The 14,716-nt window shown below is 34.6% G+C and carries 19 protein-coding genes; 14 read left to right on the top strand and 5 right to left on the bottom strand.

The genetic code is table 11. The annotated features are described in order from the left end of the window. Position 1 precedes the first annotated feature (1 nt). On the top strand, positions 2-583 hold the full coding sequence (gene clpP, locus ACZDYH_RS15855) for an ATP-dependent Clp endopeptidase proteolytic subunit ClpP (protein ID WP_001092372.1): 582 nt from the start codon (positions 2-4) through the stop codon (positions 581-583). Positions 584-626: 43 nt separating this feature from the next. Here the strand turns inward: clpP and ACZDYH_RS15850 are convergent, their stop codons facing one another. Then, complete coding sequence (locus ACZDYH_RS15850; protein WP_001227615.1) at positions 627-1,484, bottom strand: glycine betaine ABC transporter substrate-binding protein; 858 nt, start codon at positions 1,482-1,484, stop codon at positions 627-629. A 171-nt stretch (positions 1,485-1,655) separates the two neighbouring features. On the opposite strand from ACZDYH_RS15850, the gene ACZDYH_RS15845 reads away from it, so the two are divergent. Continuing rightward, on the top strand, positions 1,656-2,861 hold the full coding sequence (locus tag ACZDYH_RS15845; RefSeq protein ID WP_474886598.1) for a quaternary amine ABC transporter ATP-binding protein: 1,206 nt from the start codon (positions 1,656-1,658) through the stop codon (positions 2,859-2,861). After that, positions 2,854-3,690, top strand: a complete 837-nt coding sequence (locus ACZDYH_RS15840; protein ID WP_001084759.1) for an ABC transporter permease — start codon at positions 2,854-2,856, stop codon at positions 3,688-3,690. Before ACZDYH_RS15845 ends, ACZDYH_RS15840 begins: the two co-directional genes overlap by 8 nt. Positions 3,691-3,743: 53 nt before the next feature. Here the strand turns inward: ACZDYH_RS15840 and ACZDYH_RS15835 are convergent, their stop codons facing one another. Then, positions 3,744-3,980, bottom strand: coding sequence for a hypothetical protein (locus ACZDYH_RS15835; protein WP_166695091.1), 237 nt, complete (start codon positions 3,978-3,980; stop codon positions 3,744-3,746). A gap of 217 nt (positions 3,981-4,197) precedes the next feature. Between ACZDYH_RS15835 and ACZDYH_RS15830 the strand changes: the two genes are divergently transcribed. The 6 genes from ACZDYH_RS15830 to ACZDYH_RS15805 all read left to right on the top strand — a co-directional run bounded on the left by ACZDYH_RS15830 (position 4,198) and on the right by ACZDYH_RS15805 (position 7,024). After that, the gene (locus ACZDYH_RS15830; protein ID WP_000508397.1) at positions 4,198-4,365 is read left to right on the top strand and encodes a glycine zipper domain-containing protein; all 168 of its coding nucleotides are present in this window, start codon (positions 4,198-4,200) and stop codon (positions 4,363-4,365) included. 100 nt (positions 4,366-4,465) lie between these two features. Beyond that, on the top strand, positions 4,466-4,951 hold the full coding sequence (locus ACZDYH_RS15825; RefSeq protein WP_166695125.1) for an HIT family protein: 486 nt from the start codon (positions 4,466-4,468) through the stop codon (positions 4,949-4,951). After that, complete coding sequence (locus ACZDYH_RS15820; RefSeq protein ID WP_016122649.1) at positions 4,935-5,759, top strand: PP2C family serine/threonine-protein phosphatase; 825 nt, start codon at positions 4,935-4,937, stop codon at positions 5,757-5,759. Before ACZDYH_RS15825 ends, ACZDYH_RS15820 begins: the two co-directional genes overlap by 17 nt. Positions 5,760-5,812: 53 nt before the next feature. Beyond that, positions 5,813-6,142: a DUF4181 domain-containing protein gene (locus tag ACZDYH_RS15815; RefSeq protein ID WP_166695124.1), complete on the top strand. Its 330-nt coding sequence runs from the start codon at positions 5,813-5,815 to the stop codon at positions 6,140-6,142. A gap of 37 nt (positions 6,143-6,179) precedes the next feature. Further along, entirely contained in the window at positions 6,180-6,617 is a 438-nt protein-coding gene (locus ACZDYH_RS15810; protein ID WP_000795351.1) for an NUDIX domain-containing protein, read from the top strand. 23 nt (positions 6,618-6,640) lie between these two features. Continuing rightward, positions 6,641-7,024 (top strand): DUF4181 domain-containing protein, encoded by a 384-nt coding sequence (locus ACZDYH_RS15805; RefSeq protein WP_000501285.1) that lies wholly within the window; start codon positions 6,641-6,643, stop codon positions 7,022-7,024. Positions 7,025-7,100: 76 nt separating this feature from the next. Here ACZDYH_RS15805 and ACZDYH_RS15800 read toward each other — a convergent pair whose 3' ends face one another. Together ACZDYH_RS15800 and ACZDYH_RS15795 are read right to left on the bottom strand one after the other, a co-directional pair. After that, positions 7,101-7,610, bottom strand: coding sequence for a GrpB family protein (locus ACZDYH_RS15800; RefSeq protein WP_000901214.1), 510 nt, complete (start codon positions 7,608-7,610; stop codon positions 7,101-7,103). A gap of 40 nt (positions 7,611-7,650) precedes the next feature. Next, the gene (locus tag ACZDYH_RS15795) at positions 7,651-8,496 is read right to left on the bottom strand and encodes an oxidoreductase (protein ID WP_025709460.1); all 846 of its coding nucleotides are present in this window, start codon (positions 8,494-8,496) and stop codon (positions 7,651-7,653) included. A 165-nt stretch (positions 8,497-8,661) separates the two neighbouring features. Between ACZDYH_RS15795 and ACZDYH_RS15790 the strand changes: the two genes are divergently transcribed. From ACZDYH_RS15790 to lpdA, 5 genes are all read left to right on the top strand, one after another. Continuing rightward, the gene (locus tag ACZDYH_RS15790) at positions 8,662-9,141 is read left to right on the top strand and encodes a DinB family protein (protein WP_000233792.1); all 480 of its coding nucleotides are present in this window, start codon (positions 8,662-8,664) and stop codon (positions 9,139-9,141) included. A gap of 168 nt (positions 9,142-9,309) precedes the next feature. Beyond that, complete coding sequence (acoA, locus tag ACZDYH_RS15785; RefSeq protein ID WP_000921272.1) at positions 9,310-10,308, top strand: acetoin:2,6-dichlorophenolindophenol oxidoreductase subunit alpha; 999 nt, start codon at positions 9,310-9,312, stop codon at positions 10,306-10,308. Between the two features lie 17 nt (positions 10,309-10,325). Beyond that, the gene (gene acoB / locus ACZDYH_RS15780) at positions 10,326-11,360 is read left to right on the top strand and encodes an acetoin:2,6-dichlorophenolindophenol oxidoreductase subunit beta (RefSeq protein WP_006924310.1); all 1,035 of its coding nucleotides are present in this window, start codon (positions 10,326-10,328) and stop codon (positions 11,358-11,360) included. A 27-nt stretch (positions 11,361-11,387) separates the two neighbouring features. Continuing rightward, positions 11,388-12,587, top strand: a complete 1,200-nt coding sequence (locus tag ACZDYH_RS15775; protein WP_474886595.1) for a dihydrolipoamide acetyltransferase family protein — start codon at positions 11,388-11,390, stop codon at positions 12,585-12,587. 15 nt (positions 12,588-12,602) lie between these two features. Then, the gene (lpdA, locus tag ACZDYH_RS15770; RefSeq protein WP_166695089.1) at positions 12,603-13,982 is read left to right on the top strand and encodes a dihydrolipoyl dehydrogenase; all 1,380 of its coding nucleotides are present in this window, start codon (positions 12,603-12,605) and stop codon (positions 13,980-13,982) included. An 85-nt stretch (positions 13,983-14,067) separates the two neighbouring features. Here lpdA and ACZDYH_RS15765 read toward each other — a convergent pair whose 3' ends face one another. Continuing rightward, positions 14,068-14,661: a hypothetical protein gene (locus tag ACZDYH_RS15765; protein WP_000914443.1), complete on the bottom strand. Its 594-nt coding sequence runs from the start codon at positions 14,659-14,661 to the stop codon at positions 14,068-14,070. Positions 14,662-14,716: the final 55 nt, after the last annotated feature.

Here is a 14,716-nt window from a genome sequence, read left to right as displayed (position 1 = left end):
AATGAATACAATTCCATATGTAGTAGAACAAACAAAATTAGGAGAACGTTCCTATGATATATATTCAAGGTTATTAAAAGACCGCATTATTATTATCGGCTCAGAAATTAACGATCAAGTAGCGAGTAGTGTCGTAGCGCAATTATTATTTTTAGAAGCAGAAGATGCAGAAAAAGATATATATTTATACATCAATAGCCCAGGAGGTTCAACGACAGCAGGTTTTGCAATATTAGATACGATGAATTTAATTAAACCAGATGTGCAAACGCTATGCATGGGCTTTGCGGCATCATTCGGTGCATTGTTATTATTATCAGGAGCAAAAGGAAAACGGTTTGCGCTCCCTAACAGTGAAATTATGATTCATCAGCCGCTTGGTGGTGCACAAGGGCAAGCAACAGAAATTGAAATAACTGCGAAAAGAATATTAAAGTTAAAGCATGATATTAATAAAATGATTGCAGAAAAAACAGGCCAACCGATTGAAAGAGTAGCACATGATACAGAAAGAGATTATTTTATGACTGCAGAAGAAGCGAAGGCATATGGGATTGTAGATGACGTTGTTACGAAAAAATAAGATGAAAAAGGCTAGAGGATATATTAATTCTCTAGCCTTTTTATTAATCCTTTACCCATTCATCAACTAATGCTTGATTTTTTTTAATCCATTTTCGCGCAGCCTCTTCAGGATCTTTTGTTTTATTTAACATGACCATTAACGTACCGAGCTGTTCATCGTTCATTTTCCATTTATCAAAGTATTTTATAACATCTGGGTGATCTTTTTCGAAACCTTTACGAACGGAGTAATAAATGTCATCTTTTTCACCATATACTTTCTTAGGGTCTTTTAAATATTTTAAGTCAAATTCTGAAAAACCCCAATGCGGATTCCAAAGCGTAACAGCGATTGGTTTCTTTTTTGTATATGCTTTCTTTAGTTCACTCATCATCGCAGCTTCAGAAGATTGGACAAGTTTTAGTTTTATATCATATTCTTTCATTGCTTTATTCGTTAAATTCATAAGACTACTACCGGGTTCGATACCGACAATTTTATTATCTAGTTCATCTTTATGAGCATTTAAATCTTCGATACTGTTTATGTTTTTCATATAAGAAGGGACGACTAAACCTAGTCCAGTACCTTCGTACCATTTTGATTTTAAGACAATATCATCTTTATAACGATCGTTTAGCGGTTTATCTGTAACTGGTAGCCATACTTCTAAATTCGCATCAACATCGCCACGAGCGACACCAGTCCAAATTGCGGCTTTTTCTAAATACATGAGCTCAACTTTGTAGCCTTTTTCTTCTAATAAAACTTTCCACATGTTTGCAGTTGCAATATTTTCTTTCCAACTTGTTACACCAAGTTTAATTTTTCCTTTCGAATTTGCATTTGTTGCATTACATGAAGTGAAAATCATAGTAATAAATAATGCAAGGCATATAAACCAAATTTTCTTTCGCATCGAAAACCTCCTAAGTAACGTTTGCCTTATAAAATAAATGTATAAGTAAGCATTCTTATTATGAACGGAAACGAGAATTTTAAAGAAATCTTATGAATGTCATTTTTATGTAATATTTCTTTGTAAAATCGCAACACTATGTGAATAGATGGGTAGAAAAGGAGTAGTGACATGGATAATACAAAGGTGCGTGTTGAAAACGTAACAAAAGTATTCGGGAAACATCCGCAAAGAGCCCTTTCCTTATTAAAAGAAGGAAAAAGTAAATCGGAAATTTTAAAAGAGACAGGAATGAACGTTGGGGTGAAAAAAGCAACGTTTGAAGTTTACTCTGGAGAGATTTTCGTTATTATGGGTTTGTCTGGTAGCGGGAAATCTACGCTAGTTCGTATGTTAAATCAATTGATTAAACCAACTGCAGGTCATATATACATAGATGGTGAAGACATCGCAACGATGGGAAAAGAAGAGTTACGGAGAGTAAGAAGAACGAAAATGAGTATGGTATTTCAGAAATTCGCTCTATTTCCGCATCGTACAGTTATACAAAATGTTGCATATGGTTTAGAAATACAAGGAGTTCCGGTTGAAGAGCGAGAGAAAAAAGCGTTAGAATCGCTACAGTTAGTAGGACTCGATCATCATAAAGATAATTATCCAAGTCAACTTAGTGGTGGTATGCAGCAGCGCGTTGGAATCGCAAGGGCACTAACGAATAATCCAGATGTATTACTAATGGACGAGTCATTTAGTGCATTAGATCCACTTATTCGAAAAGAAATGCAAGATGAATTGTTAGAGTTACAAGATAAAATGGAAAAAACGATTATATTTATTACGCATGATTTAGATGAAGCGCTTCGAATTGGAGATCGTATCGCATTAATGAAAGATGGAGAAATCGTCCAAATTGGAACGCCAGAAAAAATTATGATGAGCCCCGCAAATGAATTTGTAGAAAAGTTTGTTGCGGACGTGAATTTAGGAAAAGTAATTACGGCTGAGTCTATTTTAAAACGACCAGAAACTTTATTGATTGATCGTGGACCTCGTGTGGCCCTTCAAATTATGAGGAATGCAGGCGTCTCAACTGTATATGTTGTAAACAAAAAGTATGAGTTTTTAGGTATATTAACTGCGGATGATGCGAGTAAAGCAGTACAAAAACAGTGGCCGATTGCTGATTTATTACTTAATGATATTCCGCATGTGTATTTGGATACTTTACTGGAAGAGACATATGCAAAAATGGCAGAGATGAAATATCCGTTACCGGTAATCGATGAGAAGAAAAGGCTAAGAGGAATTATTAAACGTGAAAGTGTCATTCAAGCTCTTGCAGGAAACATTGAGGAAGAGGTGAAAGACGATGAATAGTATACCACGTATTCCATTAGGGGAATGGGTCGACTCATTTGTTGCAAGTTTATATGAACACTTTGAAGGCTTATTCCGAGGATTCTCTTATATTATTGGTGGATTCGTTGATTTACTCACTAATTTTTTAACAATAATACCTGCCATATTGATGATTATTATCTTGTGTTTCTTCATTTGGTACACAACGAGGAAATTATCTTTAGTCATTTTTACGCTTATTGGATTATTATTCATTTTGAATATTAACTACTGGGCACAAACGATGCAAACATTAGCACTCGTACTTACGTCTGTTATTATTTCAATTATTGTCGGAATTCCAATTGGTATATTAGCATCTCAAAATGAGCGTTTCTCAAAATTTTTAAAGCCAACATTAGATTTTATGCAAACAATGCCGGCATTCGTATACCTCATTCCAGCGATTACATTTTTCGGAGTTGGTGTAGTACCTGGAATTATTGCATCGGTAATCTTTGCAATGCCACCGACAATTCGTTTTACTGACTTAGGGATTAGACAAGTTCCAGAAGATTTAATTGAAGCAGCGAATGCGTTTGGATCCACAGCATCACAAAAACTATTTAAAGTACAATTACCACTTGCAACCGGAACGATTATGGCTGGTGTGAACCAAAGCATTATGCTTTCGTTATCGATGGTTGTAACAGCATCACTTGTAGGAGCTCCAGGGCTTGGAGTTGATGTATATCGCTCTGTAACACAAGTTAATATCGGAATGGGATTTGAAGCTGGATTAGCTATCGTAGTAATCGCAATTATATTAGATCGAATTACACAAGGGTTCCATACGAAAAGAAAATAATGACCAAAAAACACACTTTTATAATACAAAGTGTGTTTTTTATTGCATCTAGATTACATATGAACGATAACAGAACCTCCAGCTGGTGTACAAACTTGGTGTTGTTGTTGTTCCATTGATTTGATGAATTGATTATTTTCCTCGATTAATGAGATTAATTTAGTTAATTGACTTTCAAGACTTGCGATATGCTGCATCATATATTGTGAATCATGATGCAATGTATTCCTTGCGGGATGGGGGGAATAAACATACTGTTGATTTATATTTTGATTCCAATGAGGATACATTTGAATTGTTCCTCCTTCAATAAATTACGAAGCTTTCTTATAGTAAATGCCTATGTATAATTAATAGTTACTTGAAAATTTTTCAATATAAAAGGAGTATGTACAGAAAATGGAAAATATTATATGTGAAGTTAAAGTACATTTTTTTGAAATGTTCAAGTGAGATAGTGAATATATTAATACATTCAAGTAAGTGTATGTTGTTTAGCGAGAAATGATGGGAGGAGATGCAATTTTGGCTAAAAATAAAAAAAGAAATGATGCTTTGGCAATAGGTATTGGTATAGGAGTTGTAATCGGTGTATTCCAAGGTTATTTTACAAATAATTTAGTAATCGGAATTGTGATTGGGATCGTAATTGGGATTGCGTTTTTGAAGAAATAATGAGGTTTAAATTCATTTCAAAAATTGCTGTATCAAAAGAGTGAATCTTCGGAATATAAATCCTTTTTTTCCTTTTTTTATGATATTATATATGAAAAGGATGGTGATGAATATGTCAACGAACGATCAAGTAAAACTAAACTGTTTTATTTGTGAAAAGCATAAAGGAAATATTATAGTTCCAGGTGGAGCTATTTACGAAGATGAACTCGTTTACGTTGGACATGTCCACTGGGATAGTGAAGAAACATACTTGGGTTATGTAATGATAGATATAAAAAGGCATGTACCTGGCCTCGCTGAACTAACAGATGAAGAAGCGAAAGCGTTCGGACTTATAACAAGTAGAGTAAGTAAAGCGCTAAAAGAAAGCGAAGGTGCAGAGCATATTTACACTTTTGTTTCAGGGAATGGTGTACCACATATGCATATCATACCGCGTTATGCAAATACACCAAAAGAGTTTTGGTCACCAACCGAGATAGCGAAATGGACTGGCGCACCATATGGTGACGCAGCGAAAATCAAAAAACTATGCGAAAGAATACGAGAGTATATGGTGAGTGAATATGCATACAACAAATAATAGACAACATTCATGGGTTGGAAGTAGAGAAATGTGTTTAGACGAAATTTCGGTAAAGCAATATGGTGATATCGTGCTCGGTGCATATGGTGGGAATATTAGTGCCGGAGCAAAAAAGAACGAAGATGGTGCGTTAGTTTGGTCAAATGGTGATTGGGAATTTGCAGCTATATTAGATGGACATAATAGTGCAGAAAGTGTTGATTTAGTAGTAAATACAATCGAAAAAGAATATGAAAATATAAAAGTAATTTTGAATGAATCAATTAATACAGTGTTTCAATCTATTGAAAATCATATACTGACAATTTTTCAGTCATCTTCATTTAAGGAAAAGTGCAAAAAAATTAAAGGTGAAACAGCTTGCTTACTATGTGTAAGGAAAGAAAATTATATATGGTGGCTTTCTATCGGTGATTGTTTAGTGTATGTATTTCATGAAGAGTTACATAAGTTAGGGCAATATGCATTAAATCAACGTCATTTTTACGAATGGATTGGGAATGTAAACACATTCGATTTACCTGTTCCTTGTTATTCATCAGGTATTCGTGAATTACGTACTGGAAAAAACCGAATTGTAATAGTGACAGATGGAGTATTAGAATGCGGGGAACGCCGATATGAAATACCTGTAAATTTGTATAATGCTATGAATAGAAATAATAAAACACTTAAAGAAAATATTCACAATGTTTTAGAACACGTGCATCATCAGTTGGGACGTGATAGTGCGACAATTATTAGTTGGGACGTAGAAAATAAAAGGAATGCTACGTATCCGAGTGATCAGCCGGAGAAAAGGTAAAGGAGGAAACATCACTGTTTTGGGTTAAAGGAATTTTATTAATAGTATGGATTATATCCTTAGTTGTTTTTGAAAAAGTAGTGAGGAAAAAACTAAATATACCGAAAAAAACAGACTGGAATAGTAAATATGTAAACAACTTTCATAAATGGGGCACTAGGGCTCTTATTATTTCTTATATAATTGTTACGATGATATGTGCTACTTTAAATCCCGTTTATATTAGTAATTTACCCATTTTATTTTTAATAACTTTATACTGCCTTCAATCATTTATGGAGTGGAAATTTGATAAAGAATCGAGGGAATATGTCATTTCTTTAGGAGCGGTTCCGCTATTAGTAATAACAGGAATTATGCTTAATCTTTTCTTTTATACCTAGTGGATTTAATTATATGTGGAATGAATGGGGAGACAAAATGAAAAATCCTAAATTACGTGCTGAAGCAATGATTTTAAATGAAGATCATTCTAAAGTACTTGTACAATGCGATGAAAATGAATCATTTTATCGTTTTCCAGGTGGCTCTATTGAATTTGGTGAAACGTCAAAAGAAGCAATAATTCGAGAGTTAATAGAAGAGTACGATTTGAAAGTTGATGTTCAAGAGTTAGCAATTGTAAATGAACAGATTTTTGAGTGGGACAACGAAAAAGGTCATCATTGTACATTGATACATTGGGGGACTGTTGAAAAAATCATTACAAATGAAATAAGGCATAAAGAGCATGAGGATATTATATTAATTTGGAAAAGTCTAGAGGAATTACAGGAGAAGCTGACATATCCTGAAGGCATCATAAGTTATTTAGAAGGGGATAACCGTAATATAGTCCAATTTATTTCAAGTAATTAAATGAAATAATAGGAGGGGTGAAAATGGGAGCTTCTACTTTTTGGATTATAACTATTGTTTTTTGTATAGCTATCTATTTTCTCGATAAGTTTTTAAGAAAAAAATTGAATATGCCCAAGGGTGGTTTTTGGGGATATAAGAAACATGTAAATAGTTTACATAAAAAATTGGAAATAGGACTACTTTTTATTTATTTAATAACTAGCTTTATATTTATCTTTAAATTTGAAAGTATTAATATTGCTTATGTCATTTTTACTTATTTAGGTGGGACGTTAATCTTAAGAGCATTGATGGAATGGAAGTATGATAGAGAGTCGAAAGAATATATATTTTCGGTAATTGGGGTATTCACGTTTATTTTTATGACTTCGATACTATTTTACTTCTTTCCACCTGCTGTATAATAAAAATTTGATAGTACAAATAATGAAATAACTAATAAACAAGAAACCATTTACTACTAAATGGTTTCTTGTTTATTTAAACATTTATTTTAGTTAATATAGATGTAATGAAATTAGTTTTATCCTCTGCATACTTATGTTTATCAGTAGGATTAGCTTGTGAAAGTTGAATTTTTAACTGTTCATACTGCATGCGTGCAGTTTTATTGTCTATTAAGTAATCACGAAATTGTAATTGTTCTATTAAATATGTATTCCCTTGTTCATACATATGAATTTGATGAGTTCTTGGTTCACCTTTATTAAAATAGTATCTTTCGGGTAATACTTCTTTTCTATATTTATAGTTTAGTAGTTCTAACTTTTTAATACAATGTATACCGTCCGTATAATTTTCTAATTCAATTGCTATATCAATAATGGGCTTTGCACTTAAATATGGAATAGAAGTACTACCAATATGGTGTATCGCTAAAATATGTTCGCCAATTTGTTCCTCAATGAGTTGTTTCTCTTTCATAAACTCAATTTCCCATTCTTCAGTCCACGGCACTAAAAACACTTTCCCATACGGTAAACCTAACATTTAATTAGCATCCCTTTCAAAATAGTTTTCAAAAAGTTGATTACATCTTCTTAAAGCTTCTCAAAACAAGGTATTCCCACAATTTCCAAGGAAGAATCTTCTTCGCAAAAATCATAAATTTCACACCTTTACCGATTGGGTATCGTAAATTTGTACGCTTAGATTCAGCAATTTCAACAATTTTATTAGCAACATCTATCGGATTACCAAATGTATTACTACCGCTATTAATATGTTTTTGTATTTTATCCATATACTCTTTGTAAGGAGATGTTGTATCAGATTGGTTTTCAGCTAGTTGTTTCCCAACCTCCCATATGTTTGTGTTATAAGAACCTGGTTCAATTAAAGCAACATCTATTCCGAAAGGTTTTACTTCTAAGCGAAGCGATTCACTCCAGCCTTCTAATGCATATTTTGAAGATACATAAGGAGATAAACCAGGGAATCCAACTTGACCGCTAATGCTGCTTATATTAATGATTTTTCCACTTCTTTGTTTTCTCATATACGGTAAGACAAGCTGGGTAATTGATATAGCTCCAAATAGGTTTGTTTCAAATTGTTTACGGTATTCCTCTACTGGAATTTCTTCTACAAAGCCGCCATTTGCATATCCTGCATTATTAACAAGAAGGTCTACTTTTTGTATTTCTTTTAAAAATAATTGGAAGTTATGTATAGAATTTTGATCGGTTACATCTAATTGTTGAACTTTTATATTTTGCTGTAAGTTAAGTTGAGTAACTTGAGATATTAAGCGCACTTGTTTTTCAAGGTTTCGCATTGTAGCGATAACTAAATAATTTTTTTTTGCGAGTTCGAGTGTAGTTAATAGTCCAAATCCACTTGAGGCTCCTGTAATTATTGCGATTTTTTTATTCATTTTTCGCCAGCTTTCTTTTTCTTTTATCATAACGAGTTATGATAAGAAAATCTATTATTCTTACATTCAGTATGAAATCAATTTGTATGCAAAAAAGGGGATTATAGGGAATGAGCGTATATAGAGTAGTGTATATTAATATGATAATGAAATGAGGGAAGAAAAATGGTCCATGTGAAAGATGTATTAGCAGATCAGTTATTAGCAAATGCGAATGATCCCAGTTGGTATATGCCATTTTCAGATGCAGTTAAGGATTTATCTGAGAGGGAAGCTTTCTGGAAACCGAATGAAGAGTGTAATAGTATAGCCGAAATCGTACAACATTTACTGTATTGGAACTCTACGTGGCAAACTAGGTATAAAGAATCACATGTTAATGCAGTACCCGCTATAGGAGATAATAATAAAAGTTTTATGCTTTCAGATAATCAAACTTTCGATGAATTACGGGAAAAACTACTAGAAAAACTGCTACAATGGCAAACTCTCATAAATGAAGAAAAGGTTGAAAGTGATGTAGTGGGATTTCCTGTTTCTGCAAAATGGTGGGAAGTGTTAGCGAATGTAACAACTCATAATGCATATCATATTGGGCAAATTATTTACATCCGAAAATTACAGCAGAGCTTTGATAATAAATAAGATAATAGTTCTCAAATTAGGTGAACAAAAGTGGACAAAACGAGACAAATGTCTCATTTTGTCCACTTTTTATTATGAAAGAAAAGCGAAAACCTATTAAAGCAAGGATTAGAATTTGGCACGGTACTTGCAATATAAAAGACGAACAAGAAAATAGGAGGGCTGGACATGTTAAAAACAACTGAAAGTAAAGGGAATGAAATTACGAAAGAACAAGCTCGTTGGATGTACGAAAAAATGTTAGAGATTCGTAAGTTTGAAGATAAGGTGCATGAATTGTTCGCGCAAGGCGTTTTGCCTGGTTTCGTTCATTTATACGCAGGTGAAGAAGCAGTAGCAGTTGGTGTATGTGCCCACTTAACGGATAGTGACAGTATTACAAGTACACATAGAGGTCATGGACATTGTATCGCAAAAGGTTGTGATTTAAATGGTATGATGGCTGAACTTTTCGGGAAAGCGACAGGATTATGTAAAGGAAAAGGCGGTTCCATGCATATTGCCGATTTAGATAAAGGAATGCTAGGTGCGAATGGCATTGTAGGCGGCGGTTTCCCACTTGCTTGCGGTTCAGCATTAACAGCTAAATATAAAGGAACAAAAGATGTAAGTGTTTGCTTCTTCGGTGACGGAGCAAATAATGAAGGGACATTTCATGAAGGGGTTAATTTAGCGGCGATTTGGAAGTTACCAGTTATTTTTATCGCAGAAAATAACGGTTACGGTGAAGCAACTACATTTGAATATGCTTCAAGTTGTGATTCTATTGCTGATCGTGCAAAAGCTTATAATATTCCAGGTGTTCAAGTAGATGGAAAAGATCTTCTAGCTGTATATAAAGCTGCTGCAGAAGCAGTGGAACGTGCGCGTAATGGTGATGGTCCAACAATTATTGAATGTATGACATATCGTAATTACGGTCATTTCGAAGGTGAAGCGCAAACATATAAAACATCAGAAGAAAAAGAAGAACATTTAAATGAAAAAGATGCAATTGTGAATTTTCGTAAGCATTTAATTCATGAAGCTTTATTAACTGAGTCTGAACTTGTGGATATGGAAAAGGCAGTAGATGAGGCAGTACAAAGATCAATTGAGTTTAGTGAAAATAGTCCGTATCCAGATGATGAAGAATTATTAAAAGATGTTTATGTTTCTTATAAATAAGAGGAGGGTGAAAAATTATGACTAGAACAGTAAGTATGTCAACTGCAATCAATGAAGCGATGAAAATATCAATGCGCCGTGATGAAAATGTAATTTTAATAGGAGAAGACGTTGCAGGTGGTGCACAAGTTGATCATTTGCAAGATGATGAAGCATGGGGCGGTGTTCTTGGTGTTACGAAAGGACTTGTACAAGAGTTTGGCCGAAATCGTATATTGGATACACCAATTTCTGAAGCGGGTTATATGGGAGCCGCGATGGCAGCTGCTGCAACTGGGTTACGTCCGATAGCTGAGTTAATGTTTAATGATTTTATCGGTAGTTGTCTTGACCAAGTATTAAACCAAGGTGCGAAATTCCGTTATATGTTTGGAGGTAAAGCAAAAGTACCTGTTACAGTACGTACGATGCATGGCGCTGGTTTTAGTGCAGCAGCTCAGCATTCACAAAGTTTGTACGCATTATTTACGAGCATACCAGGTATTAAAGTTGTTGTTCCTTCCACGCCGTATGATGCAAAAGGCTTATTATTAGCAGCAATTGAAGATGATGACCCAGTAATCTTCTTTGAAGATAAAACACTTTACAACATGAAAGGTGAAGTGCCAGAAGGATACTATACAATTCCATTAGGGAAAGCCGATATGAAACGTGAAGGTTCTGATGTAACAATCGTCGCAATTGGAAAACAAGTTCATACGGCGCTTGCAGCTGCTGAGCAATTATCGAAAAAGGGGCTTGAAGTAGAAGTAATCGATCCACGATCTTTATCACCACTTGATGAAGATACGATTTTAGCATCTGTTGAAAAAACAAATCGTCTTATCGTCATTGACGAAGCAAACCCAAGATGTAGTATCGCAACAGATATCGCGGCAATTGTAGCGGATAAAGGATTTGATTTGCTAGATGCACCTATTAAACGAATTACAGCACCACATACACCTGTTCCGTTTTCGCCACCACTTGAAAAGTTGTATTTGCCAACGCCAGAAAAAGTAATTGAAACTATATCAGAAATGATCGGAGACCAATCTTTATTACATGTGTAATGAAACGATGAGAAGGGAGAGAGCAGTATGGCTGTAGAAGTTGTAATGCCAAAGTTAGGTATGGCGATGAAAGAAGGTATTATTACGAACTGGAATATTAAAGCAGGCGATAATGTAGCAAAAGGAGAACTAATTGCTAGTATTAATTCAGAAAAAATTGAAACGGAAATTGAAGCGCCAGCTGATGGTACGGTGCTTGATATAGCTGTAAGTGAAGATGAAGGGGTGCCGCCTGGTACTGTAATTTGCTACATCGGTAAACCGAATGAAAAAGTAGAAATGCAGGAAAGCACACATGTGGTAGAAGAAAAAACATTTAATATAGAAGTACAAAATGTACAAAATCAAGAACCAAATGGGAAAGAAGTAGCCAAGCAAAGAATTAAAATTTCACCTGTAGCGAAGAAAATTGCAAAGTCTGAAAATTTGGATATCAAGGTATTAGTTGGTACAGGTCCTGGCGGAAGGATTACAAAGGCAGATGTATTAAAAGCACTTGAGGTAAGAGGAATCGTTCCGGAAATATCTGAACAAGAAGAAAGTAACGTGATTCCTGTTACTGGTATGCGTAAAGCGATCGCAAATCGTATGCACGCAAGCTTACAAAATAGCGCACAATTAACGTTAACGATGAAAGTAGATGTAACAGATTTAGTTGCTTTACATAAAGAAATAGCGAAAGTTGTACAAAAAAGATATGATAATAAATTAACCATTACGGATTTCGTCTCGCGTGCTGCTGTATTAGCACTTGGAGAGCATAAAGAAATGAACAGCGCTTATATAGATGATGCAATTCATCAATTTGAACATGTGCATTTAGGCATGGCAGTCGCATTAGAAAAAGGGTTAATCGTTCCAGCTATTCGCTTTGCAAATAATTTATCTTTAGTAGAATTGTCTAAAGAGATTAAGAATGTGGCACAAAAGGCGCGAGCAGGTAGCTTAAGTAGTGATGATATGCACGGAACGACATTTACAATTAGTAATTTAGGTAGCTTTGGTATTGAATATTTCACACCTGTATTAAATACATCTGAGACTGGCATTTTAGGTATTGGCGCAATTGAACATGTTCCTGTATATAAAGGGAAAAAATTAAAAAAAGGTAGTATGTTACCTTTAAGTTTAACATTCGATCATCGTGTACTAGACGGTGCACCAGCAGCTGCATTTTTACGCACAATTAAACATTATTTAGAAGAACCTATAACAATTCTTTTATAAAGAGAAGGTGAGAGAATGAGTAAACTAGTTGTAATTGGAGGCGGACCAGCTGGATATGTAGCGGCAATTACCGCGGCTCAAAATGGCAAAGGTGTCACTCTTATTGATGAAGCTGAACTTGGCGGAACGTGTTTAAATGTTGGTTGTATGCCTACGAAATCACTATTAGAAAGTGCTGAAATACATGACATTGTGAGAAAAGCGAATGATTATGGAGTTACGCTTAATACAGGAAGTATATCAATTGATTGGAATCAAATACAGGCGAGAAAATCACAAATCGTAATGCAACTCGTCCAAGGAATACAATATTTAATGAAGAAAAATAAAATTAAAGTTGTAAAAGGAAAAGCGAAATTCGAAACGGATCATCGTGTGCGAGTTGTACAAGGAAATAAAGAAGAAGTAGTTGATGGAGAGAGCTTTATTATCGCATCTGGTTCCGAACCTACAGAATTACCATTCGCTCCGTTCGATGGAAAATGGATTTTAAATAGTAGCCATGCCATGTCTCTTGAGAGTGTACCATCTTCATTGTTAATCGTTGGCGGTGGTGTAATAGGATGTGAGTTTGCAAGTATTTATAGTAGACTTGGCACAAAAGTATCGATAGTTGAAATGGCACCGCAATTACTACCTGGTGAAGATGAAGATATCGCGAATATTTTAAGAGAGAAATTAGAAAAATATGGTGTGAAAATTTTTACGGGAGCAGTTTTAAAAGGATTAAATAACTATAAGAAGCAAGCTTCATTTGAGTACGAGGGAATTACTCACGAAGTAACTCCAGAATTTGTTCTTGTTTCTGTAGGAAGAAAACCACGAGTGCAACAATTAGGATTAGAAAAGGCAGGGGTTCAGTTTTCAAATAAAGGGATTTCTGTGAATGAACATATGCAAACGAACGTATCGCATATTTACGCAGCTGGTGATGTAATCGGTGGAATTCAGCTTGCTCACGTTGCCTTCCATGAAGGAACGACAGCAGCATTACACGCAAGCGGAGAAGACGTGAAAGTAAATTATCACGCTGTGCCCCGTTGTATATACACAGCTCCAGAAATAGCTAGTGTAGGGTTAAGTGAAAAAGGTGCAAGAGAACAATATGGTGATATTCTCATCGGAGAATTTCCTTTTACAGCGAACGGAAAAGCTCTTATTTTAGGAGAACAAGTAGGTAAAGTAAAAGTCATTGTAGAACCTAAATACCAAGAAATTGTAGGGATTTCTATTATCGGTCCTTATGCAACTGAACTTATTGGTCAAGGAACCGTAATGATTCATACAGAAGTTACCGCTGATATAATGAGAGATTATATTGCAGCACATCCAACTTTATCTGAGGCGATTCATGAAGCGTTAATGCAAGCAGTAGGACATGCTGTACATGCTTAAATAGAAATATGATAAACCACTATTCTCTAAATGAAAGAGAGAATAGTGGTTTGAATTTTTATAGAAGAAATTAAATATCTTATTACTATTTAATTTCAATCGCTGAAGTAATATCGTTCCAATCAGCAGCTAAATTAGCAGTTTTACCGTACCAATCAGCATGTTTAAATAAAACGCCTTTTCCATATCCTTGTGTTGAAGTGTGCTCCCAAAGTGTAGTTGAATAACTTGCAGAAGGTGACGCTGTACTTACAGAAGAAATTCTGTCATTCCAGCTAGATGGTAAGTTTTTAAAGCCGCTACTCCAGTAAATATATTGTCCACCTTTATCTTTATGTTCATAAAAATCAGTACTACCAGCACCGCTACCTAAAGGATTAATTTTATTTTTAATTGCTTTTTTATCCTTTTCAATATACGCATCTAATGTTTCACGGCTAGTAAAACCATAAGCTAGCCAATCTCCATTTTCATTTTGCTCTGGTAATACCATAGTAATTTGGATATCTTTCTTATCCTGCTCACTTAATTTTGCAAATGAATTAACATTTTGTTCATCCACTTTTAAATAATCAAATGACTTAATTGTGTTACTTTTTTCTTCAGCACTTACCGCACCTAGTCCTCCAGTTAGTGCAAAACCCGCTACTAATGTCCCTGCTACTAATTTCTTCAACATATAACCATCCCTTTTTGTTTGAATTTTTGTACAGGTGAATCTTGTACAGCTAAAA

The organism is Bacillus sp. EB V-12 (assembly GCF_056158125.1).
The sequence above is the reverse complement of the archived record's forward strand: the minus strand, read 5'-3'. Positions and strand labels throughout refer to the sequence as shown.

Coding starts and splice junctions, on each gene's coding strand:
- clpP (WP_001092372.1), top strand. CDS start 2: ATGAATACAATTCCATATGTAGTAGAACAAACAAAATTAGGAGAACGT.
- ACZDYH_RS15850 (WP_001227615.1), bottom strand. CDS start 1,484: ATGCGAAAGAAAATTTGGTTTATATGCCTTGCATTATTTATTACTATG.
- ACZDYH_RS15845 (WP_474886598.1), top strand. CDS start 1,656: ATGGATAATACAAAGGTGCGTGTTGAAAACGTAACAAAAGTATTCGGG.
- ACZDYH_RS15840 (WP_001084759.1), top strand. CDS start 2,854: ATGAATAGTATACCACGTATTCCATTAGGGGAATGGGTCGACTCATTT.
- ACZDYH_RS15835 (WP_166695091.1), bottom strand. CDS start 3,980: ATGTATCCTCATTGGAATCAAAATATAAATCAACAGTATGTTTATTCC.
- ACZDYH_RS15830 (WP_000508397.1), top strand. CDS start 4,198: ATGGGAGGAGATGCAATTTTGGCTAAAAATAAAAAAAGAAATGATGCT.
- ACZDYH_RS15825 (WP_166695125.1), top strand. CDS start 4,466: ATGGTGATGAATATGTCAACGAACGATCAAGTAAAACTAAACTGTTTT.
- ACZDYH_RS15820 (WP_016122649.1), top strand. CDS start 4,935: ATGCATACAACAAATAATAGACAACATTCATGGGTTGGAAGTAGAGAA.
- ACZDYH_RS15810 (WP_000795351.1), top strand. CDS start 6,180: ATGAAAAATCCTAAATTACGTGCTGAAGCAATGATTTTAAATGAAGAT.
- ACZDYH_RS15805 (WP_000501285.1), top strand. CDS start 6,641: ATGGGAGCTTCTACTTTTTGGATTATAACTATTGTTTTTTGTATAGCT.
- ACZDYH_RS15800 (WP_000901214.1), bottom strand. CDS start 7,610: ATGTTAGGTTTACCGTATGGGAAAGTGTTTTTAGTGCCGTGGACTGAA.
- ACZDYH_RS15795 (WP_025709460.1), bottom strand. CDS start 8,496: ATGAATAAAAAAATCGCAATAATTACAGGAGCCTCAAGTGGATTTGGA.
- ACZDYH_RS15790 (WP_000233792.1), top strand. CDS start 8,662: ATGGTCCATGTGAAAGATGTATTAGCAGATCAGTTATTAGCAAATGCG.
- acoA (WP_000921272.1), top strand. CDS start 9,310: ATGTTAAAAACAACTGAAAGTAAAGGGAATGAAATTACGAAAGAACAA.
- acoB (WP_006924310.1), top strand. CDS start 10,326: ATGACTAGAACAGTAAGTATGTCAACTGCAATCAATGAAGCGATGAAA.
- ACZDYH_RS15775 (WP_474886595.1), top strand. CDS start 11,388: ATGGCTGTAGAAGTTGTAATGCCAAAGTTAGGTATGGCGATGAAAGAA.
- lpdA (WP_166695089.1), top strand. CDS start 12,603: ATGAGTAAACTAGTTGTAATTGGAGGCGGACCAGCTGGATATGTAGCG.
- ACZDYH_RS15765 (WP_000914443.1), bottom strand. CDS start 14,661: ATGTTGAAGAAATTAGTAGCAGGGACATTAGTAGCGGGTTTTGCACTA.